This window comes from Pseudomonas piscis (assembly GCF_009380155.1).
GTDB lineage: Bacteria > Pseudomonadota > Gammaproteobacteria > Pseudomonadales > Pseudomonadaceae > Aquipseudomonas > Aquipseudomonas piscis.
This window is the reverse complement of the sequence record NZ_WHUV01000003.1, coordinates 247,093-272,597: the sequence shown is the minus strand read 5'-3', so window position 1 is coordinate 272,597 and position 25,505 is coordinate 247,093. Positions and strand designations below refer to the sequence as shown.

The 25,505-nt window shown below is 61.5% G+C and carries 28 protein-coding genes; 1 reads left to right on the top strand and 27 read right to left on the bottom strand.

The features are described 5' to 3' along the window. Nucleotides 1-26: 26 nt before the first annotated feature. The 22 genes from GDH07_RS18140 to trmJ all read right to left on the bottom strand — a co-directional run bounded on the left by GDH07_RS18140 (nt 27) and on the right by trmJ (nt 19,336). Nucleotides 27-434, bottom strand: a complete 408-nt coding sequence (locus tag GDH07_RS18140; RefSeq protein ID WP_152898444.1) for a hypothetical protein — start codon at nt 432-434, stop codon at nt 27-29. 66 nt (nt 435-500) lie between these two features. Further along, the gene (locus tag GDH07_RS18135; protein WP_022640690.1) at nt 501-1,292 is read right to left on the bottom strand and encodes an amidohydrolase; all 792 of its coding nucleotides are present in this window, start codon (nt 1,290-1,292) and stop codon (nt 501-503) included. After that, nucleotides 1,280-2,428 (bottom strand): pyridoxal phosphate-dependent aminotransferase, encoded by a 1,149-nt coding sequence (locus tag GDH07_RS18130; protein WP_022640691.1) that lies wholly within the window; start codon nt 2,426-2,428, stop codon nt 1,280-1,282. Before GDH07_RS18130 ends, GDH07_RS18135 begins: the two co-directional genes overlap by 13 nt. Before the next feature lie 166 nt (nt 2,429-2,594). Then, nucleotides 2,595-4,067 (bottom strand): ribosome biogenesis GTPase Der, encoded by a 1,473-nt coding sequence (gene der, locus GDH07_RS18125; protein WP_022640692.1) that lies wholly within the window; start codon nt 4,065-4,067, stop codon nt 2,595-2,597. 141 nt (nt 4,068-4,208) lie between these two features. Then, nucleotides 4,209-5,360 carry an outer membrane protein assembly factor BamB gene (gene bamB / locus GDH07_RS18120; RefSeq protein WP_022640693.1) on the bottom strand — a complete coding sequence of 384 codons (1,152 nt, stop codon included), beginning with the start codon at nt 5,358-5,360 and terminating at the stop codon, nt 4,209-4,211. Beyond that, nucleotides 5,353-5,994: a tetratricopeptide repeat protein gene (locus tag GDH07_RS18115; RefSeq protein WP_022640694.1), complete on the bottom strand. Its 642-nt coding sequence runs from the start codon at nt 5,992-5,994 to the stop codon at nt 5,353-5,355. Before GDH07_RS18115 ends, bamB begins: the two co-directional genes overlap by 8 nt. Nucleotides 5,995-6,034: 40 nt before the next feature. Further along, the gene (gene hisS, locus GDH07_RS18110; protein WP_022640695.1) at nt 6,035-7,324 is read right to left on the bottom strand and encodes a histidine--tRNA ligase; all 1,290 of its coding nucleotides are present in this window, start codon (nt 7,322-7,324) and stop codon (nt 6,035-6,037) included. A gap of 22 nt (nt 7,325-7,346) precedes the next feature. Then, nucleotides 7,347-8,456, bottom strand: coding sequence for a flavodoxin-dependent (E)-4-hydroxy-3-methylbut-2-enyl-diphosphate synthase (ispG, locus tag GDH07_RS18105; protein ID WP_022640696.1), 1,110 nt, complete (start codon nt 8,454-8,456; stop codon nt 7,347-7,349). A 3-nt stretch (nt 8,457-8,459) separates the two neighbouring features. Then, on the bottom strand, nt 8,460-9,476 hold the full coding sequence (locus GDH07_RS18100; protein WP_152898443.1) for a RodZ domain-containing protein: 1,017 nt from the start codon (nt 9,474-9,476) through the stop codon (nt 8,460-8,462). After that, nucleotides 9,476-10,234: a type IV pilus biogenesis/stability protein PilW gene (pilW, locus tag GDH07_RS18095; protein ID WP_053131780.1), complete on the bottom strand. Its 759-nt coding sequence runs from the start codon at nt 10,232-10,234 to the stop codon at nt 9,476-9,478. Before pilW ends, GDH07_RS18100 begins: the two co-directional genes overlap by 1 nt. Nucleotides 10,235-10,246: 12 nt before the next feature. Further along, nucleotides 10,247-11,395: a dual-specificity RNA methyltransferase RlmN gene (rlmN, locus tag GDH07_RS18090; RefSeq protein WP_031320437.1), complete on the bottom strand. Its 1,149-nt coding sequence runs from the start codon at nt 11,393-11,395 to the stop codon at nt 10,247-10,249. Between the two features lie 31 nt (nt 11,396-11,426). Then, complete coding sequence (gene ndk / locus GDH07_RS18085; protein WP_022640700.1) at nt 11,427-11,852, bottom strand: nucleoside-diphosphate kinase; 426 nt, start codon at nt 11,850-11,852, stop codon at nt 11,427-11,429. 94 nt (nt 11,853-11,946) lie between these two features. After that, a complete protein-coding gene (iscX, locus tag GDH07_RS18080; RefSeq protein WP_022640701.1) occupies nt 11,947-12,147 on the bottom strand; it encodes a Fe-S cluster assembly protein IscX in 201 nt (66 codons plus the stop codon). Between the two features lie 14 nt (nt 12,148-12,161). Further along, on the bottom strand, nt 12,162-12,503 hold the full coding sequence (fdx, locus tag GDH07_RS18075) for an ISC system 2Fe-2S type ferredoxin (RefSeq protein WP_022640702.1): 342 nt from the start codon (nt 12,501-12,503) through the stop codon (nt 12,162-12,164). A 3-nt stretch (nt 12,504-12,506) separates the two neighbouring features. Next, the gene (hscA, locus tag GDH07_RS18070; protein ID WP_152898442.1) at nt 12,507-14,369 is read right to left on the bottom strand and encodes a Fe-S protein assembly chaperone HscA; all 1,863 of its coding nucleotides are present in this window, start codon (nt 14,367-14,369) and stop codon (nt 12,507-12,509) included. Nucleotides 14,370-14,420: 51 nt separating this feature from the next. Beyond that, nucleotides 14,421-14,942 (bottom strand): co-chaperone HscB, encoded by a 522-nt coding sequence (gene hscB, locus GDH07_RS18065; protein WP_343038283.1) that lies wholly within the window; start codon nt 14,940-14,942, stop codon nt 14,421-14,423. Between the two features lie 8 nt (nt 14,943-14,950). Then, entirely contained in the window at nt 14,951-15,274 is a 324-nt protein-coding gene (gene iscA / locus GDH07_RS18060) for an iron-sulfur cluster assembly protein IscA (RefSeq protein ID WP_053131791.1), read from the bottom strand. Between the two features lie 42 nt (nt 15,275-15,316). Continuing rightward, the gene (gene iscU / locus GDH07_RS18055; protein ID WP_007929523.1) at nt 15,317-15,703 is read right to left on the bottom strand and encodes a Fe-S cluster assembly scaffold IscU; all 387 of its coding nucleotides are present in this window, start codon (nt 15,701-15,703) and stop codon (nt 15,317-15,319) included. A 93-nt stretch (nt 15,704-15,796) separates the two neighbouring features. Then, nucleotides 15,797-17,011, bottom strand: a complete 1,215-nt coding sequence (locus tag GDH07_RS18050; protein WP_022640706.1) for an IscS subfamily cysteine desulfurase — start codon at nt 17,009-17,011, stop codon at nt 15,797-15,799. Nucleotides 17,012-17,061: 50 nt separating this feature from the next. Beyond that, nucleotides 17,062-17,553: a Fe-S cluster assembly transcriptional regulator IscR gene (gene iscR, locus GDH07_RS18045; protein ID WP_011063217.1), complete on the bottom strand. Its 492-nt coding sequence runs from the start codon at nt 17,551-17,553 to the stop codon at nt 17,062-17,064. Nucleotides 17,554-17,789: 236 nt separating this feature from the next. Next, the gene (cysE, locus tag GDH07_RS18040) at nt 17,790-18,566 is read right to left on the bottom strand and encodes a serine O-acetyltransferase (protein WP_022640708.1); all 777 of its coding nucleotides are present in this window, start codon (nt 18,564-18,566) and stop codon (nt 17,790-17,792) included. Continuing rightward, entirely contained in the window at nt 18,566-19,336 is a 771-nt protein-coding gene (gene trmJ, locus GDH07_RS18035) for a tRNA (cytosine(32)/uridine(32)-2'-O)-methyltransferase TrmJ (protein WP_152898441.1), read from the bottom strand. Before trmJ ends, cysE begins: the two co-directional genes overlap by 1 nt. Nucleotides 19,337-19,562: 226 nt before the next feature. On the opposite strand from trmJ, the gene suhB reads away from it, so the two are divergent. Then, complete coding sequence (suhB, locus tag GDH07_RS18030; protein WP_007941397.1) at nt 19,563-20,381, top strand: type III secretion system regulator SuhB; 819 nt, start codon at nt 19,563-19,565, stop codon at nt 20,379-20,381. Between the two features lie 88 nt (nt 20,382-20,469). On the opposite strand, the gene GDH07_RS18025 is transcribed toward suhB, so the two are convergent. The 5 genes from GDH07_RS18025 to tgt form a co-directional block, all read right to left on the bottom strand. After that, the gene (locus GDH07_RS18025) at nt 20,470-21,018 is read right to left on the bottom strand and encodes a glycine zipper 2TM domain-containing protein (protein WP_343038282.1); all 549 of its coding nucleotides are present in this window, start codon (nt 21,016-21,018) and stop codon (nt 20,470-20,472) included. A 121-nt stretch (nt 21,019-21,139) separates the two neighbouring features. Then, the gene (gene secF / locus GDH07_RS18020; RefSeq protein ID WP_022640713.1) at nt 21,140-22,054 is read right to left on the bottom strand and encodes a protein translocase subunit SecF; all 915 of its coding nucleotides are present in this window, start codon (nt 22,052-22,054) and stop codon (nt 21,140-21,142) included. Nucleotides 22,055-22,063: 9 nt separating this feature from the next. Then, the gene (secD, locus tag GDH07_RS18015; protein ID WP_053131797.1) at nt 22,064-23,932 is read right to left on the bottom strand and encodes a protein translocase subunit SecD; all 1,869 of its coding nucleotides are present in this window, start codon (nt 23,930-23,932) and stop codon (nt 22,064-22,066) included. A gap of 61 nt (nt 23,933-23,993) precedes the next feature. Next, nucleotides 23,994-24,332: a preprotein translocase subunit YajC gene (gene yajC, locus GDH07_RS18010; protein WP_011063224.1), complete on the bottom strand. Its 339-nt coding sequence runs from the start codon at nt 24,330-24,332 to the stop codon at nt 23,994-23,996. Between the two features lie 46 nt (nt 24,333-24,378). After that, nucleotides 24,379-25,494 carry a tRNA guanosine(34) transglycosylase Tgt gene (tgt, locus tag GDH07_RS18005; RefSeq protein ID WP_022640715.1) on the bottom strand — a complete coding sequence of 372 codons (1,116 nt, stop codon included), beginning with the start codon at nt 25,492-25,494 and terminating at the stop codon, nt 24,379-24,381. Nucleotides 25,495-25,505 lie beyond the last annotated feature (11 nt).

Genomic DNA, 25,505 nt, shown 5'->3' with positions numbered 1-25,505 from the left:
CAAGGCCAATGCTTGCCGCCAGTCAGTCAGGCATGCACGTCGACACTGAACATGGCCTGCAGCAATGCCGCCTGCAGGACCTGCAAGGTGCTGCTGGTCTGGGCGATCTGCGCCTGGAGCTCCATGACCTGCTGGGCCTTCTGGTCGTCGCTGGCCTGGCTCTTTTCGGTACTGGCCAGCTGCGCCTGCTGTTGCTCGAGGATCTTCTGGGTCTGCTCGATCTGTTTTTGCAGTTGCTTGACCGGATCGCCCCCGTCCTTCACTGCATCGATACCCGCATCGGCGGAATTGACCCGCAGTTCCTTATCCTCGTCCTGCTCGATCCTGGCCGCTGGCGCCAGCGGGCTGGCGGCAGTGTCTTCGGCCCCGCTCAAGCGGACTTTCGGCGCCACCGGCGGATAAGGATTGACGGTATTGGCGTTGATGCTGGTCATGAATGATTCCTCCTGGACTCATGTCCTATCGGCATCGGCCCCAAAGCTTGATGGGCCGCTGCGATCCTAGGTGAACCTGAAGCCGTCGGCATCGAGGTTGGCCGGAAACCGGGCGCGGTAGGCGGCCAGGTCCGCAGCCTTGAGGCAGACCTGGAATACCCCGTCCGCCTCTCCGGCACTGAGCAGGCTCTCACCCTGGAAATCCAGCACCTGGCTGTCGCCGGTGTAGGCGAAGCCCTTGCCATCGGTGCCCACCCGGTTTACCGCGGCGACATAACACAGGTTCTCGATGGCGCGCGCCGGCAGCAGCCGGTTCCAGTGCAAGCGCCGCGCTCCCGGCCAGTTGGCGGTATACAGCAGCAAATCAGTGTCCTGGGAATCGCGGCTCCACACCGGGAAACGCAGGTCGTAGCAGATCAACGGGCGAATGCGCCAGCCCTTGAGCTCGAACTGCACTTGGCGCTCGCCAGGAGTGAAATGCTCGTGCTCGCCAGCCATGCGGAACAGGTGACGCTTGTCGTAGTGCCAGACTTCACCGTCGGGGCGCGCCCACAGCAGGCGATTGCGGTGGCTGCCATCGGCCGCCTGGATGATCACGCTGCCAGTGATCACCGCATCGAGCTTCTTCGCCTGGCAACGCAACCACTTGCTGGTCGGACCATTCTCCGCTTCCGCCAGGGTCTGGGACTCCATGGAGAAGCCGGTAGTGAACATCTCCGGAAGAATCACCAGGTCGGCGCCACGGGCCTGTTCCAGCAACGGCTCGAAATGTTCCAGGTTGGCCTGGCGATCGTGCCAGGCCAGGGTCGTCTGGACCAAAGCCAGGTTCAGATCGGGTAGTGCACTCAGATCACGCATAGTTTCTCCGCTGCCTGACGCAGCGTCTCCTCGCGCTTGGCAAAACACAGACGCACCAGACGCTGCCCCTGGGGCGGCTGCTGATAGAACACCGACACCGGAATGGCCGCGACCCCATGTTCACGGGTCATCCAGGTCGCCATCTCGACATCGTTCAGGTCTGGACGAATCTGCGAATAATCCACCAGTTGAAAGTAGGTGCCGGTCACCCGGGTGAAACTGAAGCGTGAAGCGCTCAACAGATCACAGAACAGATCACGCTTGGCCTGGTAGAAAGCAGGCAACTGCTCGACGTGTTCCGGATGCTCGGCCATGAAATCAGCGAGAGCGTACTGCAAAGGGGTCACCCCGCAGAAGCTGACATATTGATGCACCTTGCGCAGCTCGGCGCTCAAGGCCGGTGGCGCCACCACGTAGCCAGTCTTCCAGCCGGTGACGTGGTAGGTCTTGCCGAAGGAGCTGACCACGAATGCCCGCTGGTACAACTCCTCATGGGCCAGGACGCTGGCATGGGGCACGCCATCGAACACCAGATGCTCATAGACCTCGTCGCTGACCAGGTAGATGTCGCGATCGCGGATCAGCTCGGCCAACCGGTCCAGCTCGGCGCGACTGATCAGGGCGCCACTGGGGTTGTGCGGGGTATTGATGATGATCATCCGCGTACGCGGCCCCAGCGCCGCCTCGAGCCGCTGCCAGTCGATGGCGAAGTCGCCCTGGCCCAGTTGTACGTGCACGCAGCGACCGCCGGCCAGTTCCACCGATGGCTCGTAGCTGTCGTAGCTGGGGTCGAAGACGATGACTTCATCTCCCGGGCGGATCACTGCATGGATCGCGCAGAAAATCGCCTGGGTGGCCCCCGGAGTGATGGTCACTTCAGCGTCAGGGTCGACCTTGGCGCCATAGCTGCGGGCGATCTTGGCCGCCACCTGCTGGCGCAGCGCCGGCAGGCCGGTCATCGGTGCGTACTGGTTATGACCACTGGCGACATGCCGGCCGACTGCATCGCGCAGTGCTTGCGGGCCGTCGAAATCCGGGAATCCCTGGGACAGGTTGAGCGCTCCGGTCTGGGCCGCGAGCTGGGACATTTGCGTAAAGATGGTGGTGCCGACATTCGGCAGCTTGCTGGTGATCATGCGGGTTCCCTGCTGAACACCCGGCTCTACGACGGCGCGGGAGGTCCCGAGGATAGCCCAAAGCGCGACGATTGAAAAAGGGGCCCGAAGGCCCCTTTTCCTGTCACCGTTTCAAGCTCCAGGCCGCAAGCTGCAAGGCTTGGCCGCCTTGACCCGGAATGCTTGGTCAGCGCTTGTCGCGGCGCTTCTTGTCGGCTTTCTTGTGGTGCGACATCAAGCGGCGCTTCTTGTTGACCTGACGGTCGGTGAGCGTGTTCTTGTTGCCCTCGTACGGGTTGTCGCTGCCCTTGAACTCGATACGGATCGGCGTACCCACCAGCTTCAGCACGCGCCGGTAGGTGTTCTCCAGGTAGCGCACATAGGACTTGGGCACCTTCTCCACCTGGTTGCCGTGGATCACGATCAACGGCGGGTTGGCACCACCCAGGTGGGCGTAGCGCAGTTTGATCCGGCGGCTGTTGACCATGGGCGGGGCATGCTCGCTCACGGCGTCTTCCAGGATCTGGGTCAGGCGGCTGGTAGGCCAGCGGGTCACCGCCGACTTGAAGGAGTTCTGCACCGATTGGTACAGGTTGCCCACGCCAGTGCCGTGCAATGCCGAGATGAAGTGGATATCGGCGAAGTCGACGAAGAACAGCCGGCGCTCCAGCTCGGTCTTCACGTAGTCGCGCTCGCTAGGCTGCATGCCGTCCCACTTGTTCAGGGCTATCACCAATGCCCGACCGGCTTCCAGGGCGAAGCCCAGCAGGTTCAGGTCGTGGTCCACCACACCTTCGCGGGCGTCCATGACGAAGATCACCACGTTGGCGTCCTTGATCGCCTGCAGCGTCTTGACCACCGAGAACTTCTCGACTTCCTCGTGGATCTTGCCGCGCTTGCGCACACCCGCGGTGTCGATCAGCGTGTACTTCTCCTCGTTGCGCTCGAACGGGATGTAGATACTGTCGCGGGTGGTGCCGGGCTGGTCGTAGACGATGACCCGGTCTTCACCGAGCATGCGGTTGACCAGGGTCGACTTGCCTACGTTGGGACGACCGATGATGGCGATCTTGATCCCATCCTTCTCGCTCGGACCAGGAATACGCTTGGCTTCCTCGCCTTCGGCAACGATCTCTTCCTCGCCCTCTTCGAGCTCGTCGGCGTCATCCTTGGGGAATTCGCGCAGGGTGATTTCCAGCATCTGGCTGATGCCACGGCCGTGGGCGCCGGCGATCGGGATCGCGTCCCCCATGCCCAGCGGGGCAAACTCGGCGCGAGCCATGTCCGGGTCGATGTTGTCGACCTTGTTGGCGATCACGTAGGAGGTCTTGTTACGTTTGCGCAGGTGCTCGCCGATCATCTGGTCGGCCGCGGTGAACCCGGCCTTGGCGTCCACCAGGAACAGCACCACGTCGGCTTCTTCGATGGCCAGCAGCGACTGCTCGGCCATCTTTTCATCCATGCCATGTTCGTCACCGGAGATACCACCGGTGTCGATGAGAATATAGGTACGCCCTTGCCACTTGGCCTCACCGTATTGGCGATCACGGGTCAGACCGGACAGGTCGCCGACGATGGCGTCGCGAGTCCGAGTCAGGCGGTTGAACAAGGTGGACTTGCCGACGTTGGGTCGGCCCACCAGGGCGATTACGGGAACCATGCGGCTCTCCACTGCATTATTTCAGAAAATACAAAAGCCGCTGCGAGGCAGCGGCTGGTGCTCGGGGCAGCACCTTGAAGTGCTGCAAGCCTTGTCCAGACAAGGCCGCTTGGGGAATCAACCCCAAGCATAGTCAAACCATTACTTGATGGTCAGGGCTTCCAGTTTGCCGCTGTTGCCAAACACGTAGATCATGTCGCCCACCACCAGCGGACGAGCGCGCAGGCCGTCACTGTCGATGCGCTCACGAGCGACGAAACGACCATCCACCTGGCTCAGCAGGTGCAGGTAGCCTTCCAGGTCACCCACGGCCACATAGCTGGAGAACACTTCCGGTGCCGACAGTTGGCGGCGAGCCAGGGAATCGTTGCTCCACAGGGCGGAGGTCGAACGCTCGTCGATGCCTTCCACGGTACCCGAGGACAGGCTCACGTAGACGCTGCCGAAGCCCTGGGCGACACCTGCGTAGCTGGAAGCATCACGCTGCCACAGCGGGCGACCGCTCTCCAGATCCAGGGCCGTGACACGCCCCTGGTAGCTGGCCACGTACAGGGTGCCACCGGACAGCAGCAGGCCGCCGTCGATGTCCACCACGCGATCCAGCTCGGAACGACCTTGCGGGATGGCGACACGCTGCTCCCACACCGGCACGCCGTTGCGGATATCCAGCGCCACTACCTTGCCGGTGGAAAGGCCGGCCAGGGCCAGGCGGTTGGTCGCCAGCGGAGCACTGGTGCCACGCAGGGTCAGGACCGCCGGGGTGCTGTCGTAGAGCCAGAGCTGGTTGCCGGTGCTGGCATCGAGGCCGATCACCCGGTCATCCTGGGTCTGGACCACCACTACATCACCGTTGGTAGCCGGCGGAGCCAGCACTTCACTGGTGACACGGGCACGCCATTTCTCTTCACCGTTGGAAGTGTCCAGGGCGATCACTTCACCCTTGAGGGTGCCGATCATCACCAGGCCGTAACCGACGCCCACGGCTCCGGAAACCGGCAGCTCCAGGTCCTGCTTCCATTTGACGTCGCCGTTCATGCGGTCCATGGCCACCACTACACCGGTGACATCGGCGGCGTAGATGGTGCTGCCGTCGATAGCTGGAACCAGCATGTTGTAGGTTTCGCCCTGGCCATCACCGATGGAGCGGCTCCACTGTTTCTGCAGGACCACCTCTTCCTTGAAGTCGACCAGTTCGGCCGGTGGCAGTTCTTTCTTGCTGTTGCTGCTGCAACCCGCGGCCAACAAGGCCAGGGCCAGCAATGCTGCATGTTTCCAACGGATCACGTCACGCATCCCCTTTGGCCAGGTCGTCGAGCTTGATTTGTAGGCCACCGACCGCTGCTTCATCCGACAGCGCCGCCTTGGCTTTCTGATATGCAGCATGGGCTTCGTCAATGCGGCCCAACTGGACCAGCAGATCGCCCTTGAGTTCTTCACGGGTGGCCAGGAAGGCCTTGTCGGCATCGCCGTCGAGCAGCTTCAGGGCCTCGTCGGCCTTGTTCTGCGCGGCCAGCACCTGGGCCAGGCGCTGACGCGCCACTTCGCCCAGGGTCGCGTTCGCCGGCTTGTCGGCCACGGCCTTGAGCTGAGCTACAGCGTCATCCAGCTTACCGCTGTCCACTGCTACCTTGGCGACGAACAGGCTGCCGTACTGCGCATAGGCGCTGCCGCCGAACTCGCTGTTGAGCTTGCCGGCCAGGTCGGTGACACGGGCTGCATCCGGCTTGCCATCGGGCGTCAGGGTGGTTTCAAGCAGTTGCTGATAGAGCACCGAAGCGCCTTGCGACTGGTTGTTCTGATATTTGTGCCAGGCCTGCCAGCCGAACACGATGACCAGGGCCAGCAGGCCGCCGTTCACCAGGGGTTTGCCGTTACGCTGCCACCAGTCTTTCAATTCCGCCAGCTGTTCATCTTCGGTACTCGACACCCCAATACTCCTTATTCGCTAAATCGGCTGTTTGACAGCTTCAACCCTGCACGACGCAGGTGGCCAGGTGCGCAGCGAGTGCATCCCAGGCAATGCTTTGTTGTTCGCCCTGGCCACGCAGGGGCTTGAAACCTACCACTTGCTGGGCCATTTCGTCGTCACCGAGGATCAGCGCATACAACGCACCGCTCTTGTCGGCCTTCTTGAACTGGCTCTTGAAGCTGCCACCGCCGGCGTTTACCTGCAGGCGCAGGTTCGGCAGTTGATCGCGTACCCGCTCGCTAAGGGCCAGGCCTGCCAGCTCGGCGGCCTCGCCAAAGGCGCACAGGTAGACATCCACCTGGCGGGAGATTTCTTCCGGCACCCGCTCCAGGGTCTCCAGCATCAGCACCAGGCGCTCGATACCCATGGCGAAACCCACACCCGGGGTCGGCTTGCCGCCCATCTGCTCCACCAGGCCGTCGTAGCGGCCACCGGCACAGACAGTGCCCTGGGCACCGAGCTTGTCGGTCACCCACTCGAAGACGGTCTTGCTGTAGTAGTCCAGGCCACGCACCAGCTTCGGATTGATCACATAGGGGATGCCAGCGGCTTCCAGGCGGGCCTTGAGGCCTTCGAAATGCACCCGGGACTCTTCATCCAGGTAGTCGGCGAGCTTCGGCGCGTCCACCAGCACCGCCTGGGTGCCTGGGTCCTTGGTGTCCAGCACCCGCAGTGGGTTGGTCTTGAGGCGACGCTGGCTGTCTTCGTCCAACTGTTCGTGGCGGGCCGAGAGGAACTCCACCAGGGCATCGCGATAACGTGCACGGGCCTCGGCGGTCCCCAGGCTGTTGAGCTCAAGCTTCACCGCATCGCGGATGCCCAGCTCGCCCCACAGGCGCCAGGTCAGCACGATCAGTTCGGCGTCGATGTCCGGACCGTCCAGGTTGAAGACTTCCAGGCCGATCTGGTGGAACTGGCGATAACGGCCTTTCTGTGGACGCTCATGGCGGAACATTGGGCCGATGTACCAGAGTTTCTGCACCTGGCCAGCGCCGGTCAGGCCATGCTCCAGGGCTGCGCGCACACAGGCGGCCGTGCCTTCCGGACGCAGGGTCAGGGAATCGCCGTTGCGGTCCTCGAAGGTGTACATCTCTTTTTCGACGATGTCGGTCACTTCACCGATGGAGCGCTTGAACAGCTCGGTGAACTCGACGATCGGCATGCGGATCTGCTTGTAACCGTAGTTATCCAGCAGCCGTGCCACGGTGCCTTCGAAGTAGCGCCACAGCGGCGTCTGCTCGGGCAGGATGTCGTTCATGCCACGAATGGCTTGCAGGGACTTGCTCACAAAGAATCCTTAATACGTTCGGTTAGCCACGAGCGATCAGCGCTGCGTCGGCCTCGACCTTTTCGGCCGCTTTCTGCCGGATCAGCTTTTCCAGCTCGTCCACCAGATTGTCATTGGTCAGTTTCTGCGACGGCTTGCCATCGATGTAGATCAGGTTCGGTGTACCGCCGGTCAACCCCACATGGGCTTCCTTGGCTTCGCCCGGACCGTTGACCACACAACCGATCACCGCGACATCCATGGGTACCAGCAGGTCCTCGAGACGCCCTTCCAGCTCGTTCATGGTTTTCACCACATCGAAATTCTGCCGCGAGCAGCTCGGGCAGGCGATGAAGTTGATGCCACGGGAACGCAGGTGCAGGGACTTGAGGATGTCGTAGCCGACCTTCACTTCCTCGACCGGATCGGCCGCCAACGAGATGCGAATGGTATCGCCAATCCCTTCGGCCAGCAGCATACCGAGGCCGACGGCGGATTTCACCGTGCCTGAACGCAAACCACCGGCTTCAGTGATCCCCAGGTGCAGGGGCTGGATGATTTCCTTGGCCAGCAGACGGTAGGCCTCGACGGCCATGAACACATCGGAGGCTTTGACGCTGACCTTGAAATCCTTGAAGTTCAGCCGTTCCAGGTGTTCCACATGGCGTAATGCCGACTCCACCAGCGCTGCCGGGGTCGGTTCGCCATACTTCTTCTGCAGGTCCTTTTCCAGCGAGCCGGCATTGACCCCGATGCGGATCGGGATGCCGCGGTCACGGGCCGCGTCCACTACCGCGCGCACCCGATCCTCGCGACCGATGTTACCCGGGTTGATCCGCAGGCAATCGACGCCCAACTCGGCTACCCGCAGGGCGATCCGGTAGTCGAAGTGGATGTCGGCCACCAGCGGTACCTTGACCTGCTGCTTGATCCGGCCAAACGCTTCGGCGGCGTCCATATCGGGCACCGAAACCCGCACGATATCGACACCGGCGGCTTCCAGGCGGTTGATCTGGGCCACGGTTGCGGCCACATCGTTGGTGTCGCTGTTGGTCATGCTCTGTACCGCGATAGGGGCATCGCCGCCCACCGGTACCGAGCCGACCCAGATCTTGCGGGACTCGCGACGTTTGATTGGAGATTCGCCGTGCATGACTTATTGACCTAACTTCAGGCGAGCAGTCTCGCCAGTGGTGAACGGGGCGATATCCACCGCCTGACCGTTGTAGCTGATTTGTGCGCCACGGGCGTAGCCCAGCCGTACGGCAAAAGGCGGCTTGCCGCTGACATCGACGCTCTCGCCCTTGCGCTTCAAGGCGCTGAGCAGGATCTTGCCATTGCCGTCGGTGACCTGGGTCCAGCAATCGGCGCTGAACTGGATCTGTACCTGCGCGGAGCCGGCGGCTGCGACAGTCGGGGCTGGCACGTTGGCCTGAGCGGTCGCCGTGGTTGCTGGGGCTGGCACCGGAGCGGCCGGAGCCGCGATCACCGGGGCCGTAACCGGGGCAGTCATAGGATGGGACGCAGTGGCTGGAGCAACTGCCGGCGCCTGCGCAGGGGCCGCCGGAGCCACAGCCGGGGCTGGGGTCTCGGCAGGTGCCTCACCGGCCAATTGCGCGGCATTGGCCTCGGCTTCGCTCTGGCCTTCGGCAACGGCCTGGTCTTCCGGCTCGTCGATCGGGTGGATCTGAGTCTTGCCGTCGGCACCCTCGACTTCCACATGTTCCGGGCTCAGGCCCACCAGTTCCTTGCTGCGCTGCGAGGTCTGGTCCTGCCACCAGATGAAACCACCGCCGACCACGGCCACCAGCAGCAACAGACTGACGATCCTCAAGATGGTATGGGAGACCCGTACCGGCTCTTCGATACGGCCCAGGGCATGCACGCTGCTGCCTTGGGAGTCGGTGCCGGTGTATTGGTCGAAAGCCTGGACCAGGGTCGCCTGGTCCATATCCAGCAACTTGGCGTAGGCACGGATATAGCCACGGGCGAAGGTATGCCCCGGGAGCTTGTCGAATGCGCCGGCTTCCAGGTTGCTCAGGGAGCTCACGGTGAGGTTGAGCTTGTGGGCCACGTCCGCCAGCGCCCAACCATTGCTTTCGCGAGCCTGGCGCAAGGTCTCACCGGGATTGACGCTAGTCGCTGCTTGAACTTCGGGTTGCGCCACTTTCATCATTGCTCCGACAGGTATTGCTGATATTCCGGCGTACCGGGATAGAGTCTTTTTAGTTGCAGACCGTAACTGGAGGCCTTCTCGTGATCTTCGAACACCGTTGCCAGGCGCACGCCGAGCAATAGACTACGTGCATTTTGCTCGCCAAGCAGGTTAAAACGATCGTAATAATCACGCGCGGGCACATAATGCCTGTCTTCGTAAGACAACTCAGCCATTTCCAGCAATGCGCGAGGCTGTTGGTGATTCAGCCGCAGGGCCTTCTCCAGATGCGACTGGGCCAGCTTGCGCTGGCCGAGCTTCGAGGCGGTCATCCCAAGGTTCTCGAGAACCCGGGAACGGCCGGGATACAGGGTATCAGCTGCGGCCTGCTCGAAACGCGAGTATGCGTCGTCGTAGCGCTTCTCCTGGAACAGGAAACTGCCGTAGTTATTGAGAATCCGGGAATCGTCCGGGCGTGCCGCCAGGGCCTTGCGAAACTGCGCTTCAGCCAGCGCCGGCTCCATCTCGGCCTGGAACACCAGCGCCAGGGCGGCATTGGCGTCGGCATCGTCGGGAGCCAGCTCCAGGGCCTTTTTCAGCGGGGCCTTGGCTTGTTCACCCAAGCCCTGCTGCAAATAGCCCAGCCCCAGCTGCACATAGGCCTGGCGCGCCTCGTCACGCCCCTTGCCAGTGTCCAGCGGGCTGGAATCGCCCGACATGACACAGCCAGCGCAGAGACTGGCAACAAGCAGGAGCAGCGCTAGGCGCAAGACCATGGAGATCCTCTCTCAGGTACGGGCCGCGACGCTTTGCGGCATATCGGCATCGGCGCTCAATTCACGCACAGCGATATAGCGTTCACTGCGCCGGGTGCGGTCCAGCACCTGGCCTACCAACTGGCCGCAAGCGGCATCGATGTCTTCCCCGCGAGTGGTGCGCACGGTGACGTTGAAGCCGGCATGGTGCAACTGGTCCTGGAAACGCCGGATGGCGTTGTTGCTCGGACGCTCGTAGCCGGAGTGGGGGAACGGGTTGAACGGGATCAGGTTGATCTTGCAAGGAATGTCCTTGAGCAACTCGATCATCTGCACCGCGTGCTCAGGCTGGTCGTTGACGTCCTTGAGCAGGGTGTACTCGATGGTCAGCACACGCTTCTCGCCCAGGGCCGACATGTAGCGCTGGCACGAGTCGAGCAGCATCTTCAGCGGGTACTTCTTGTTGATCGGTACCAGCTGGTTGCGCAGTGCGTCGTTGGGAGCGTGCAGGGACAACGCCAGGGAGACGTCGATGTGCTTGGCCAGCTCATCGATCATCGGTACCACGCCGGAGGTCGACAGGGTCACCCGGCGCTTGGAGATGCCGTAGCCCAGGTCGTCCATCATCAGGTGCATGGCCGCGATGACGTTGTCGAAGTTCAGCAGCGGCTCGCCCATGCCCATCATCACCACGTTGGTGATGGCTCGGTCGATGGTTGCCGGGACGCTGCCGAAGGATTTGTTGGCAATCCACACCTGGCCGATGACTTCAGCGGCGGTGAGGTTGCTATTGAAGCCTTGCTTGCCGGTGGAGCAGAAACTGCAGTCCAGGGCACAGCCGGCCTGGGACGAAACGCACAAGGTGCCGCGCTTGCCCTGGGGAATGTATACGGTCTCGACGCAGCTGCCGGACGCCACGCGCACCACCCACTTGCGGGTGCCGTCGCTGGAGATGTCCTCGCTGACCACTTCCGGACCGCGAATCTCGGCAACGGCCTTGAGCTTTTCACGCAAGGCCTTGCCGACATTCGTCATGGCATCGAAATCATCGACGCCAAAGTGGTGAATCCATTTCATTACCTGACCGGCACGGAAACGCTTCTCCCCGATCGAGTCGAAGAATTTCTCCATTTCCGGTTGAGTAAGCCCCAACAGGTTAGTTTTGCCGATCGATGTAGTCATGGTTTCACCCTTCACTCACAGGCCTGGCGGCTTAGCGAGTGGTCACCTCGGTAGCTGCGAAGAAGTAAGCGATTTCGCGAGCAGCGGCGGCTTCGGAGTCCGAACCGTGAACGGCGTTGGCGTCGATGGACTCGGCGAAGTCAGCGCGGATGGTGCCGGCAGCAGCTTCTTTAGGGTTGGTAGCGCCCATCAGCTCACGGTTGCGAGCGATGGCGTTCTCGCCTTCCAGGACCTGAACCACAACCGGACCGGAAGTCATGAAGGCAACCAGTTCGCCGAAGAAGCCACGCTCGCTGTGCTCAGCGTAGAAACCTTCGGCTTCGGCCTTGGACAGTTGCTTCATTTTCGAAGCTACAACGCGCAGACCGGCTTCTTCAAAACGGGAAACGATCTTGCCGATGACGTTTTTTGCAACAGCGTCAGGCTTGATGATGGAGAAAGTACGTTGAACAGCCATGGTGTAACTCCAGAAACGGTGATTAAAGCGAAAAATTAAACCCGCGAATTATACGCGGGTTTAAAGGGATTGCCTAACTGCGTAGCCCGCGGATTCAGTCAGTTTCGTCGATCCAGGCGGCCTGAATTGCTTCAAGAACCTTCTCGCCTCCGCGAGCCGGATCGTCACTGAACTCCGGCAATGCCAGAACCCACTTGTGCAGATCGACAAAGTTCACATAACGCGGATCCACATCCGGCTTGGAATCAGCCAGCTGGATCGCGATTTCCAGTACATCAACCCACTTCAGACTCATGATGACCCCTTGAATCAGTGCGGCGCTTCGGCCGCGTGGTTGAGCGAGTACTTGGGAATTTCGACGGTCAGGTCTTCATCGCCAACGATAGCCTGGCACGACAAGCGCGACTGGGCTTCCAGGCCCCAGGCCTTGTCCAGCAAGTCTTCTTCCAGCTCGTCGGCCTCGTTCAGCGAGTCGAAACCCTCGCGCACGATGCAATGGCAGGTAGTGCAGGCACAGACACCGCCGCAGGCGCTCTCGATCTCGATGTGGTTGTCATGGGCAACCTCGAGCAGCGAAACGCCGGGCTCGACTTCGACGACCAGGCCATCCGGGCAGAACACGGCGTGGGGCAGAAAAATGATCTGCGGCATCAGTTATTCCTCGATCTCATTCAGGTTGCGCCCCGCCAGGGCGGCTTTCACCGTCGAATCCAGGCGACGGGCAGCAAAGGCGTCGGTCACTTGCGACAGACGCTTGGTCTGCTGCTCGATGGCATAGCCATCGGTGCCACGCATCAATTCACTCAGGTCCTGCATCTGCAGCTCGATGACCATGCGCTCCTCGGCGTCCAGCAAGCGGTCGCCGTCGGCCTCCAGGGCCCCCTGCACCGCCTCGATCAACCGCTGGGCATCCACCTGCTGCTCACGCAGCACGCGGGCGACCTTGTCATCGCCGGCGTACTGGAAGGAATCCTTGAGCATCCGGGCGATCTCGCCATCGGTCAGCCCGTAGGACGGCTTGACCTGGATACTGGCTTCGACTCCCGACCCCAGCTCCCGCGCGGCAACGCTGAGCAGGCCATCGGCGTCCACCTGGAAGGTCACCCGGATCTTCGCCGCGCCAGCCACCATCGGCGGGATGCCGCGCAGTTCGAAACGAGCCAGGGAGCGGCAGTCGCTGATCAGCTCGCGCTCACCCTGCAGCACATGGATCATCATGGCCGTCTGGCCATCCTTGTAGGTAGTGAAATCCTGGGCTCGCGCGACCGGGATGGTGGTGTTGCGCGGAATCACCTTCTCCATCAGCCCACCCATGGTTTCCAGCCCCAGGGACAGCGGAATCACGTCCAGCAGCAGCAATTCGCCGCCGTCACGCTTGTTGCCCGCCAGGGTGTCGGCCTGGATCGCGGCACCTATGGCCACCACCTGATCCGGATCGATCTCGGTCAGCGGCTGGCGACCGAACATCTCGGCAACCGCCTCACGCACCCGTGGAACACGGGTCGAACCGCCAACCATGACCACGGCCCGCACTTCGTCGAGCTCGACGCCGGAGTCCCGCACCGCGCGACGGCAAGCCTTGAGGCTGCGAGCGACCATCGGCTCGATCAGTTCATCGAACGCCTCGCGGGTCAGCGCGGCGCGCCAGGTGCCATACTCGACGTCCACCGAAGCGGCGTCAGTCAAGGCTTCCTTGGCCCCACGGGCAATCTGCAACAAGTTACGCTGCGCGCCCGGATCCAAGTCGGAGGACAAACCAGCGCCCTGGATGATCCAGCTGGCGATGGCATGATCGAAATCGTCGCCACCCAGGGCAGTATCGCCACCCGTGGCCAGCACTTCGAAGACACCGCCGGTCAGGCGCAGGATGGAGATATCGAAGGTCCCGCCACCCAGGTCGTAGATAGCCACGACCCCTTCGGCCTGCTGGTCCAGGCCATAGGCCACGGCGGCGGCCGTTGGTTCGTTGAGCAGGCGCAGCACATTCAGGCCGGCCAGCTTGGCCGCATCCTTGGTCGCTTGCCGCTGGGCATCGTCAAAATAGGCAGGAACGGTGATCACCGCGCCGACCAGCTCGCCGCCCAGAGTCGCCTCGGCCCGCTGGCGCAGCACCTTGAGCACCTCGGCGGAGACTTCCACCGGGCTCTTCGGCCCCTGCACCGTCTCGATGAACGGCATGTGCGATTCACCACCGACAAAACGATACGGAAGCTGCTCACCCAGTTGCTTGACGTCAGCCAGGCCACGCCCCATCAGGCGCTTGACCGACAGCACGGTGTTCAGGGGATCGGCGGGGGCCGCCAACCGGGCGGACTCACCCACCTCAACGCGATCGGCGTGGTAGCGCACGGCGGAGGGCAATATGACCTGGCCCTGCGCATCGGCCAGCGGCTCGGAAAGGCCGCTGCGCAACGCAGCGACCAGCGAATTGGTAGTACCCAAGTCGATCCCCACAGCCAGGCGACGCTGGTGCGGTTGAGGACTTTGGCCGGGTTCAGCGATCTGCAGTAGGGCCATGTCTATCTGGACTTATCTGTATATCAGGCGTGCGACCGGAGCGGCACTAGGTTAATCGTCGAGGCGCTCTTCTAACTGGCGCACTTCGTAGGTGAGCTTGTCGAGGAACTGCATGCGCCGCATCAGGCGCTCGGCCTGCTCGCGCTGCGCGGCATCGTCCCAACAGGCTGCGAAGCTTTCGTTCAGCTGTTCCTGGGCGGTCCTGAGCCGGCGTTTGAACGCCGCCACCCCCGACAGATCGGCACTGTCCTGCAAGTCCTCGAGCTCTTCGCGCCATTGCATCTGCTGCAGAAGAAACTCGGGGTCGTGCACCGTGACCTCAAGCGGCAGCTCGCCGCCCTTGAGAGCCAGGAGATAACGGGCACGCTTGGGAGGGCTCTTGAGGGTCTGGTAGGCCTCGTTGAGACTGGCAGACCGCTCCAGGGCCAGGCGCTGCTCACGCTCGGGGGCGTCGGCAAACCGGTCGGGATGGACTCCGCGCGCCAACTCACGATAGCGCGCGGCCAACTGCTCGAGATCCAGGCGAAAACTCGGCTGCAACTCAAATAAGGCGAAATGACAAGGAGTACCCACAAGCAGCCTCAGACGTTGAAGCTTTCGCCGCAGCCACACTCACCGCGCACGTTGGGGTTGTTGAACTTGAAGCCTTCGTTCAACCCTTCCTTGACGAAATCAAGCTCGGTGCCATCCAGATAGGACAGGCTCTTGGGGTCGATGATCACTTTCTCGCCGTGACTTTCGAACACCTGGTCGTCCTCGCCGATCTCGTCGACGAACTCCAGCACATAGGCAAGGCCGGAACAGCCCGTGGTGCGAACACCCAGGCGAATCCCATCACCCTTGCCGCGCCCATTGAGGGAGCGTCGCACGTGTTGAGCAGCCGCTTCTGTCATGCTGATAGCCATCGTGACTCCTTACTTGTCGCCAAATCTGTGAAAGCCGATCGGTCAGATCAGGCCTTTCTTCTGCTTGTAGTCGCGAACGGCAGCCTTGATGGCGTCCTCGGCGAGTACCGAGCAGTGGATCTTCACTGGAGGCAGGGCCAGCTCTTCAGCCAGCTGGGTGTTCTTGATGGTCTCGGCTTCGTCCAGGGTCTTGCCCTTCATCCACTCAGTGGCCAGGGAGCTGGAAGCGATGGCCGAACCGCAGCCGTAGGTCTTGAACTTGGCATCTTCGATGATGCCCTGCTCGTTGACCTTGATCTGCAGGCGCATCACGTCGCCACAGGCAGGAGCACCGACCATGCCGGTGCCGACATCCGGATCTTCCGCGTTCATCTTGCCGACGTTACGCGGGTTCTCGTAGTGGTCGATGACCTTTTCGCTGTAAGCCATGATTCTTAATCCTCACTCATCAGAGAGTCGCTCTGGGGTTCCACAAACCGCCTTGTCGATACGTCCTGCAGAACCCTGTGCGGCGACTTAAATTCAGTGTGCCGCCCACTCGATCTTCGAGATATCGACGCCATCTTTGTACATGTCCCACAGCGGCGACAGGGCGCGCAGCTTGGTAACGGCCTCGCAGACTTTCTGTGCGGCGTAGTCGATCTCTTCTTCGGTGGTGAAGCGGCCGAAGGTGAAGCGGATCGAGCTGTGCGCCAGCTCGTCGTTACGGCCCAGGGCACGCAGCACGTACGAAGGCTCCAGGGAAGCCGAAGTACAGGCCGAACCAGACGACACTGCCAGGTCCTTGAGCGCCATGATCAGCGACTCGCCTTCGACGTAGTTGAAGCTCAGGTTCAGGTTGTGCGGTACACGGGCAGTCATGCTGCCGTTGACGTACAGCTCTTCCAGGTGCTCGACCTGCTTGTAGAAACGGTCGCTCAGGGCCTGGATGCGAGCGTTCTCGGCCGCCATGTCTTCCTTGGCGACGCGGAAGGCTTCACCCATGCCGACGATCTGGTGGGTAGCCAGGGTCCCGGAACGCATGCCGCGCTCATGACCACCACCGTGCATGGTGGCTTCCAGGCGAACACGTGGCTTGCGGCTCACGTACAGCGCGCCGATCCCCTTGGGGCCGTAGGTCTTGTGGGCAGAGAACGACATCAGGTCGACCTTCAATGCCTGCAGGTCGATCTCGACCTTGCCGGTGGACTGGGCGCCGTCGACGTGGAACAGGATGCCCTTGGAACGGGTCAGCTCGCCGATGGCGGCGATGTCGTTGATGGTGCCGATCTCGTTGTTCACATGCATGATCGAAACCAGGATGGTGTCGTCACGCAGAGCGGCTTCCACCATGGCCGGAGTGATCAGGCCGTCTTCACCCGGCTCGATGTAGGTCACTTCGAAGCCTTCGCGCTCGAGTTGGCGCATGGTGTCCAAGACAGCCTTGTGCTCGATCTTCGAGGTGATCAGGTGCTTGCCCTTGGTGTGGTAGAAATGCGCGACACCCTTGATAGCCAGGTTGTCGGACTCGGTAGCACCGGAAGTCCAGACGATTTCACGCGGGTCGGCGTTGACCAGGTCAGCCACTTGGCGACGGGCGTTTTCCACCGACTCCTCGGCTTTCCAACCGAACACGTGGGAGCGGGAGGCCGGGTTACCGAAGTTCCCGTCGACCAGCAGGCATTCACTCATCTTTTGCGCTACGCGCGGATCGACCGGCGTGGTCGCTGAGTAATCAAGGTAAATCGGCAATTTCATGGACTCTCTCCTAAATCAGGCTGGCTGGCGTGCCGCTAGCTCTTCGGCTGTCATTCGACGGCGGACGCTTCAATCTTGTCCAGGCGCGGCGCCTTGCCATTACAACGGCGCTGGTCCTGTCGCTGGGCCACTTCTTGCACCTCACGGCGGGTTACAAGGTCGGCCAAGCTGATACCGCTCAGAAATTCGTGAATCTGCAGGCTCAGATCGCACCACAGGTGATGGGTCAGACAGGTGTCACCGGCATGGCAGTCGCCCAATCCCTGGCATTTGGTCGCATCGACCGATTCGTTCACCGCATCGATCACCTGGGCTACCTGGATCCCCTGCATATCGCGTGACAGCTGATAGCCGCCACCGGGGCCCCGGACGCTGGATACCAGGTTGCTACGGCGCAACTTGGCGAAAAGCTGTTCGAGATAGGACAGGGAGATGCCTTGGCGCTCAGAGATATCGGCCAGGGAGACCGGGCCATGTTGCGCGTGCAACGCCAGGTCAAGCATGGCGGTCACCGCATATCGGCCTTTAGTAGTCAGTCGCATGGACAAGTACCACGGAGTTTCGGAATGGAGGCGAGTATGCAATACCCGAGTAATCGAGTCAACTATAAGACCAACTACTTTAGTCGGGTTTACCCGCAAAAGAGCGCGCGAATCATAGCAAAGTCCGCGACGTAATGGCACAGCGGATGGCAACAACCGACCTACGGGTCCGTTTCCGGCCAACGCGCCCTTTATTTGCGAGCGCCTCGGCCCCTGAGGAACCGAGACGCCGGCATTCAGCCGACCCTGCTGTCGCTCTTGTCCTTGACGCCAGCGAAGTCTTCCTCGCGCAGCGCAGGCAAGTCCTTGGCGCAATAGTCGCTACCCAGGTCCTTCAGCGCACCGCAAATCCCTTCCAGACGACCATCGACCGCCTGCAGGTGATCGAGCAACTGGCCAATGGCACGCGCCACCGGGTCGGGCATGTCCTCACTGACGCCATAAGCATCGAACCCGAGCTTTTCCGCCATGGCTTTGCGCTTGGCTTGCTGCTCGTCGCTGGATTTCATGATGATCCGCCCCGGGATCCCCACCACCGTCGCCCCTGCCGGCACTTCCTTGGTCACCACCGCATTGGAGCCGACCTTGGCGCCCGCACCGACCGTGAACGGCCCGAGCACCTTGGCGCCCGCCCCGACCACCACGCCATCTTCCAGGGTCGGATGGCGCTTGCCCTTGTTCCAGCTGGTACCACCCAGGGTCACCCCCTGATAGAGCGTCACATCATCGCCAATCTCGGCCGTTTCGCCGATGACGATACCCATGCCGTGATCGATGAAGAAACGGCGCCCTACCTTGGCCCCAGGATGAATCTCGATCCCGGTCAGCCAGCGCCCGAAGTTCGACACCAGGCGCGCCAACCACTTCCAGCCCATGCCCCACAAGGCACCGGACAAACGATGGATCCAGATCGCATGCATGCCCGGATAGCAGGTCAGCACCTCGAAGGCGTTGCGCGCCGCCGGGTCACGATGGAATACGCTCTGGATATCTTCACGCAGACGCTCGAACATCACTGATCCTTCCGCTTCTGCAGCTCCCCACGGGCCGCTTTCTGGGTTTCCGTGAGTATGCCGCGCAATATGTTCATTTCCGCTCGAGTCACCGAGCTACGACCGTATAGCCGGCGCAGGCGCGCCATCAAGTGCCGGGGCTTTTGCGGATCGAGGAAGTCGATTTCCACCAGCGCCTGCTGCAGGTGCTCGTAGAATCGCTCCAGCTCATCCATGGTCGCCAGCTCATCACTGGACGATACCGTTTCATCCTTGCGCGCCGCGCCCGACTGTCCTTGCACCGCCAACCAGGACATGCGCACTTCATAGGCCAGCACCTGCACCGCCGTTGCCAGGTTCAGCGAACTGAACGTCGGATCCGACGGGATATGCACGTGAAAATGACATCGCTGCAGCTCGTCGTTGGTCAGGCCGGAATCTTCACGACCGAACACCAGGGCGATCTGCGCTCCCTGCCCCGCCTGCTCCACGACTTTTACCCCCGACTCGCGAGGATCGAGCAATGGCCAGGGAATGCTCCGCTCACGGGCACTGGTACCGAACACCAGGGTACAACCGACCAGGGCATCTTCGAGCGTGGCGACCACCTCGGCAGCCTCCAGTATGTCGGTGGCGCCGGATGCCCGCGCATCCGCCTCAGGAGAAGGAAATACCCGGGGCTCCACCAGCATCAGGCGCGACAGCCCCATGTTCTTCATGGCGCGCGCAGCCCCACCGATATTGCCGGGATGACTGGTGTTGACCAGGACGACACGAATGTTCTGCAGCAAGGGAAGCGCCCTCGGACACGGGAAAGGGGAACAAATCTTACAGAACGGGCAGCGCTGTTGCCTCAAAAATAACCACCCGTCACTCCTGGCAACTCACCAGCAATCCAGGACCACCCACAAGCACCACACGGCGGGCAGATGCAATCAAAGCGAACTCCGAACTTCATCTGCAAAAGTTTTCTGCTAGAATGCTCGGCTTTCTTTAACAACCTTAGGTGACCTATCCATGCAGCCAATGCTGAATATCGCGCTGCGCGCCGCCCGCAGCGCCAGTGAACTGATTTTCCGCTCCATCGAGCGCCTGGATACCATCAAGGTCGATGAAAAAGACGCCAAGGACTACGTGTCCGAGGTCGATCGCGCCGCTGAACAGAAGATCATCGACGCGCTGCGCAAGGCCTACCCGAATCACTCGATCATGGGCGAAGAAACCGGCCTGCATGCAGGCACCGGGATCGAAGGTGAAGAGTACCTGTGGATCATCGATCCACTGGATGGCACCACCAACTTCCTGCGTGGCATCCCCCACTTCGCTGTAAGCATCGCCTGCAAATACCGTGGTCGCCTGGAACATGCCGTGGTCCTGGATCCGGTTCGCCAGGAAGAATTCACCGCCAGCCGCGGTCGTGGCGCCCAGCTCAACGGTCGGCGCCTGCGGGTCAGCGGCCGCACCAGCCTCGACGGCGCCCTGCTTGGCACCGGCTTCCCATTCCGCGACGACCAGATGGACAACCTGGACAACTACCTGGGCATGTTCCGCGCCCTGGTCGGCCAAACCGCCGGCATTCGCCGCGCCGGCTCCGCCAGCCTGGACCTGGCCTATGTTGCCGCCGGTCGCTTCGACGCCTTCTGGGAGTCGGGCCTGTCCGAATGGGACATGGCCGCAGGCGCCCTGCTGATCCAGGAAGCCGGTGGCTTGGTGAGCGACTTCACCGGCGGCCACGACTTCCTGGAAAAAGGCCACGTGGTAGCCGGTAACACCAAGTGCTTCAAGGCCGTGCTGACCGCCATCCAGCCACACCTGCCAGCCTCGTTGAAACGCTAAGCAACAGGCATGAAAAAGCACCCCGCGGGGTGCTTTTTTTATACCTGCGATTCGCGCCATCGGCAGCCGCCGACTCATGCGCAAAGCATTATTGGCCGGGCTGGTTCTGACCCAGGATCAGCCGACCGTCTTTGTCCACAGGGATCTGGTTGCCCGGATCGCGATCCATCCGTACCTGGCCCTGCTTACCCCCCAGATCGTACTTCACGTCATAACCCACGACCTTCTCGCTGATATCATTGACCGTATTGCAGCGAGTTTGCGTCGTGGTGTAGGTGTCACGCTCCTGCATGCCCTCCTGCACCTTGTTACCCGCATAACCACCGCCCACAGCACCGGCCACGGTAGCCAGCTTGCGGCCATTGCCATTGCCGATCATGCTGCCCAGCAAGCCGCCGCCCACAGCACCGGCCACGGTACCCAGGATCTGATGCTCATCCTTGACCGGACGCTGCCGGGTCACGGCAACGTCCTTGCAGACTTCACGAGGAGTCTTGATCTGTTGTTTGACCGGCTGCACCGCCAGTACTTGCGCATACTCAGGGCCGCTTTTAACCAGGCTGTAGGTGGCCACAGCACCCCCGGCAGTGACACCGACAGCACCCAATACCGCACCAACCAGCAACGACTTGTTCACGTGAACCTCCTGACCATACATACGGGTCATAACCCGCGCTTCTCCCAGCCTTGGAGCAAAAAAAAAGGCGCGAGTTCAACACTCGCGCCTTTTTAGCTGACGACTGGAAGGGGTCAGGCCCTCACGGACGGTCGTCCACTTCCTTGTCGGTATTGGCTGCGGGAATCAGGTCCTCGCTGCTCAGTTTCAGCCAGATCAGCACCACGTTGGCGATGTAGATCGACGAGTAGGTACCCGCCAACACGCCGACGAACAGGGCAATGGAGAAGCCATGCAGGTTATCGCCGCCGAAGAACAACAGGGCAATGATCGCCAGCAAGGTGGAGATCGAGGTCGCCATGGTCCGCAACAGGGTCTGGGTGGTCGAGATGTTGATGTTCTCGATCAGGCTAGCCTTGCGCAGCACACGGAAGTTCTCGCGCACCCGGTCGAATACCACGATGGTGTCATTGAGCGAGTAGCCGATGATCGCCAGTACCGCCGCCAGCACCGTCAGGTCGAAGGTGATCTGGAAAAACGACAGGATACCCACGGTCACCACTACGTCGTGGATCAGCGAGACAATCGCACCGACCGCGAACTTCCACTGGAAGCGGAAAGCCAGGTAGATGAGGATGCCACCCAGAGCCATGAGCATGCCGAGGCCGCCCTGGTCACGCAGCTCTTCACCCACCTGAGGACCAACGAACTCGACGCGCTTGACCTGCGCCGGGTTGTCACCGCCAACCTTCTGCAGTGCAGCTGCCACCTGGTGGCCCAGTTGCGGGTCTTCGCCCGGCATCCGCACCAGCAGGTCGGTGGTCGCGCCGAAGCTCTGCACGATCGCCTCGTGATAACCGGCGTCGTTCAACTGCGAACGCACCTTCATCACATCCGCCGGACGCTCGTAGGTCAGCTCGATGAGCGTACCGCCGGTGAAGTCCAGGCCATAGTTCAAGCCCTTGTGGAACCAGCTGAACAACGCCAGAACGGTCAGGAGCACGGTCAGGCCGAACGCAACGTTGCGCACGCCCATGAAGTTGATAGTACGTAACATGGCAGCCCCTTAAATCCACAACTTCTTGAAGTCACGACCGCCGAAGATCAGGTTGACCATCGCACGGGTCAGCCAGATGGCCGTGAACATCGAGGTAAAGATCCCGAGGGACATGGTCACCGCAAAGCCCTTGACCGGACCGGTACCCATGGCGAAAAGGATGCCACCCACCAGCAATGTGGTCAGGTTGGAGTCCAGGATCGCCGTGAATGCCCGGCCGAAGCCTTCGTTGATCGCCCGTTGCACGGTCATGCCAGCGGCGATTTCCTCACGTATCCGCGAGAAGATCAGCACGTTGGCGTCCACCGCCATACCCATGGTCAGTACGATACCGGCGATACCCGGCAGGGTCAGCGTCGCCCCCAGCAGGGACATCAGGGCCAGCAGCAGCACCATGTTCAACGCCAACGCCACAGTGGCGATCAAGCCGAAGAAGCGATAGATGGCAATGATGAACAGCGACACGAACAGCATGCCCCACAACGAGGCATCGATACCCTTGGTGATGTTGTCGGCACCCAGGCTAGGACCGATTGTGCGCTCTTCGGCGAAGTACATCGGCGCCGCCAGACCACCGGCACGCAGCAACAGCGCCAGTTCCGAGGACTCGCCCTGGCCGTTCAGGCCGGTGATGCGGAACTGGCTGCCCAGTGGCGACTGGATGGTCGCCAGGCTGATGATCTTCTTCTCTTCCTTGAACGACTGCACCGGCACGTCTTTCTCGACGCCATCCACCACTTGCTTGGTGTAGGTGGTGATCGGCTTCTGCTCGATGAAGATCACCGCCATGCCACGGCCGACGTTGTTGCGGGTCGAACGGTTCATCAGCTCGCCGCCATGGCCATCGAGCTTGATGTTCACCTGCGGACGACCGTGTTCGTCGTAGCTGGCCTGGGCGTCGGTCACCTGGTCACCGGTGATGATCAGGCCGCGCTCGATCAGTGCAGGAGGACGGTTGCCCTCACGGAACTCGAAGGACTCGGAGGTAGCCTTGGTGGCACCCGGCTCGGCGGCCAGGCGGAACTCGAGGTTGGCCGTCTTGCCCAGGATCCGCTTGGCTTCGGCGGTGTCTTGCACGCCTGGCAGCTCGACCACGATCCGGTTCGCGCCCTGACGCTGGACCAGAGGCTCGGCCACGCCCAGTTCGTTGACCCGGTTACGTACAGTGGTCAAGTTCTGCTTGATGGAGTATTCGCGGATTTCCGCCAGCTTGGCCGGGGTCATCGCCAGACGCAGCACCGCCTGACCGTTGAGGTCGGCTGGCACGATGTCGAAATCATTGAAATTCTTGCGGATCAGGGCACGAGCCTGTTCACGGCTGTCTTCGTCGCTGAAGCCCAGCTGGATGGCGCCATTGAGCTGCGGCAGGCTGCGATAGCGCAGGCGCTCTTTGCGCAGCAGGCTCTTGACGTCGCCTTCATAGACCTTCAGGCGCGCGTCGAGGGCTTTCTCCATATCCACTTCCAACAGGAAGTGCACACCACCGGAAAGGTCCAGACCCAGTTTCATCGGGTGCGCACCCAGGTTGCGCAGCCACTGCGGAGTGGTTTGCGCCAGGTTCAACGCCACCACGAAATCATCGCCCAGCGCCTTGCGTACTACATCCTTGGCCGGGAGCTGGTCTTCCTTGTTGATCAAGCGCAGCAGGCCGCCCTTGCCGTTGGCGGCAACGGAAGAAGCCTTGACGTTGATGCCGGCGTCGGTGAGCGCCTTGCTCGCACGATCCAGATCCGCCTGAGTGACCTGCAGAGCAGTGCTCGCACCGCTGACCTGAATGGCCGGGTCATCAGGGTATAGATTGGGAGCGGAATAAATAAAACCGATCGCCAGCACCGCCAGGATCAGTAGGTACTTCCATAGAGGATATTTGTTCAGCATCACGCCGCCCGTTATGACGCGGGGCGCCTTGCGCGCCCCGTCGATTGGTAAAAGATGAAACTTAGATCGCTTTCAGCGTGCCTTTTGGCAGCGTGGCCGCGATCGCGCCCTTCTGGAACTTCAGCTCAACCGAGTCCGACACTTCCAGAACCACGAAATCGTCGGTCACTTTGTTGATCTTGCCGGCGATACCACCGGTGGTCACAACTTCATCGCCTTTCTGCAAGCTGCCCAGCAGGTTCTTCTGCTCTTTGGCGCGCTTGGCCTGTGGACGCCAGATCATCAGATAGAAGATGACCAGGAAACCCACCAGAAAAATCCACTCGAAACCAGTGCCAGCAGGGCCGGCAGCAGCAGGTGCGGCGGCATCCGCATACGCGGCAGGGATCAAAAAGCTCATTTAGCACTCCGATAGTTGCAAAATTAGTATCTGACGCTTCTGGAAATCAATCCAAAGGCGGCACGGGCAATCCGCGCTTGGCATAGAAGGAATCGACAAAGGCGGCCAATGTACCTTGTTGAATAGCCTCGCGCAAACCAGCCATAAGGCGCTGGTAATGGCGCAAATTATGGATGGTATTGAGCATACTTCCGAGCATTTCCCCGCACTTGTCCAAGTGGTGCAGATAGGCACGGGAGAAGTTCTGGCAGGTATAGCAATCACAGGTTGGATCCAGGGGCGAATCATCATGGCGATGGAACGCGTTACGGATCTTCAGCACGCCGGTGTCGATGAACAGATGCCCATTGCGGGCATTGCGGGTTGGCATCACGCAATCGAACATGTCCACACCGCGGCGCACACCCTCAACCAGATCTTCCGGCTTGCCAACTCCCATAAGGTAACGAGGTTTGTCGGCTGGCATCTGGCCTGGCAGGTAGTCCAGGACCTTGATCATTTCATGCTTGGGCTCGCCCACCGACAGGCCGCCGATGGCCAGGCCGTCGAAGCCGATCTTGTCCAGGCCTTCCAGGGAGCGCATGCGCAGGTCCTGGTGCATGCCGCCCTGGACGATGCCGAACAGCGCCGCAGTGTTGTCGCCGTGGGCGTTCTTCGAGCGCTGCGCCCAACGCAGGGACAGCTCCATGGATATCCGCGCCACGTCCTCGTCAGCCGGGTACGGCGTGCATTCGTCGAAGATCATCACGATGTCCGAACCCAGGTCACGCTGCACCTGCATCGACTCTTCCGGCCCCATGAACACCTTGGCGCCGTCCACCGGCGAGGCGAAGGTCACGCCCTCTTCCTTGATCTTGCGCATGGCGCCCAGGCTGAACACCTGGAAGCCACCGGAGTCGGTAAGGATCGGCCCTTTCCACTGCATGAAGTCATGCAGGTCGCCGTGAGCCTTGATCACTTCGGTGCCTGGACGCAGCCACAGGTGGAAGGTATTGCCCAGGATGATCTCGGCGCCGATGGCCTCGATATCCCGCGGCAGCATGCCCTTGACCGTGCCATAGGTGCCCACCGGCATGAAGGCCGGGGTTTCCACCGTACCGCGGGGGAAGGTCAGGCGACCGCGACGCGCCTTGCCATCAGTGGCCAGGAGCTCGAAGGACATACGACAGGTGC

Coding starts and splice junctions, on each gene's coding strand:
- GDH07_RS18140 (WP_152898444.1), bottom strand. CDS start 434: ATGACCAGCATCAACGCCAATACCGTCAATCCTTATCCGCCGGTGGCG.
- GDH07_RS18135 (WP_022640690.1), bottom strand. CDS start 1,292: ATGCGTGATCTGAGTGCACTACCCGATCTGAACCTGGCTTTGGTCCAG.
- GDH07_RS18130 (WP_022640691.1), bottom strand. CDS start 2,428: ATGATCACCAGCAAGCTGCCGAATGTCGGCACCACCATCTTTACGCAA.
- der (WP_022640692.1), bottom strand. CDS start 4,067: ATGGTTCCCGTAATCGCCCTGGTGGGCCGACCCAACGTCGGCAAGTCC.
- bamB (WP_022640693.1), bottom strand. CDS start 5,360: ATGCGTGACGTGATCCGTTGGAAACATGCAGCATTGCTGGCCCTGGCC.
- ispG (WP_022640696.1), bottom strand. CDS start 8,456: ATGCACGGCGAATCTCCAATCAAACGTCGCGAGTCCCGCAAGATCTGG.
- GDH07_RS18100 (WP_152898443.1), bottom strand. CDS start 9,476: ATGAAAGTGGCGCAACCCGAAGTTCAAGCAGCGACTAGCGTCAATCCC.
- pilW (WP_053131780.1), bottom strand. CDS start 10,234: ATGGTCTTGCGCCTAGCGCTGCTCCTGCTTGTTGCCAGTCTCTGCGCT.
- rlmN (WP_031320437.1), bottom strand. CDS start 11,395: ATGACTACATCGATCGGCAAAACTAACCTGTTGGGGCTTACTCAACCG.
- ndk (WP_022640700.1), bottom strand. CDS start 11,852: ATGGCTGTTCAACGTACTTTCTCCATCATCAAGCCTGACGCTGTTGCA.
- iscX (WP_022640701.1), bottom strand. CDS start 12,147: ATGAGTCTGAAGTGGGTTGATGTACTGGAAATCGCGATCCAGCTGGCT.
- fdx (WP_022640702.1), bottom strand. CDS start 12,503: ATGCCGCAGATCATTTTTCTGCCCCACGCCGTGTTCTGCCCGGATGGC.
- hscA (WP_152898442.1), bottom strand. CDS start 14,369: ATGGCCCTACTGCAGATCGCTGAACCCGGCCAAAGTCCTCAACCGCAC.
- iscA (WP_053131791.1), bottom strand. CDS start 15,274: ATGGCTATCAGCATGACAGAAGCGGCTGCTCAACACGTGCGACGCTCC.
- iscU (WP_007929523.1), bottom strand. CDS start 15,703: ATGGCTTACAGCGAAAAGGTCATCGACCACTACGAGAACCCGCGTAAC.
- GDH07_RS18050 (WP_022640706.1), bottom strand. CDS start 17,011: ATGAAATTGCCGATTTACCTTGATTACTCAGCGACCACGCCGGTCGAT.
- iscR (WP_011063217.1), bottom strand. CDS start 17,553: ATGCGACTGACTACTAAAGGCCGATATGCGGTGACCGCCATGCTTGAC.
- cysE (WP_022640708.1), bottom strand. CDS start 18,566: ATGTTCGAGCGTCTGCGTGAAGATATCCAGAGCGTATTCCATCGTGAC.
- suhB (WP_007941397.1), top strand. CDS start 19,563: ATGCAGCCAATGCTGAATATCGCGCTGCGCGCCGCCCGCAGCGCCAGT.
- secF (WP_022640713.1), bottom strand. CDS start 22,054: ATGTTACGTACTATCAACTTCATGGGCGTGCGCAACGTTGCGTTCGGC.
- secD (WP_053131797.1), bottom strand. CDS start 23,932: ATGCTGAACAAATATCCTCTATGGAAGTACCTACTGATCCTGGCGGTG.
- yajC (WP_011063224.1), bottom strand. CDS start 24,332: ATGAGCTTTTTGATCCCTGCCGCGTATGCGGATGCCGCCGCACCTGCT.
- tgt (WP_022640715.1), bottom strand. CDS start 25,494: ATGTCCTTCGAGCTCCTGGCCACTGATGGCAAGGCGCGTCGCGGTCGC.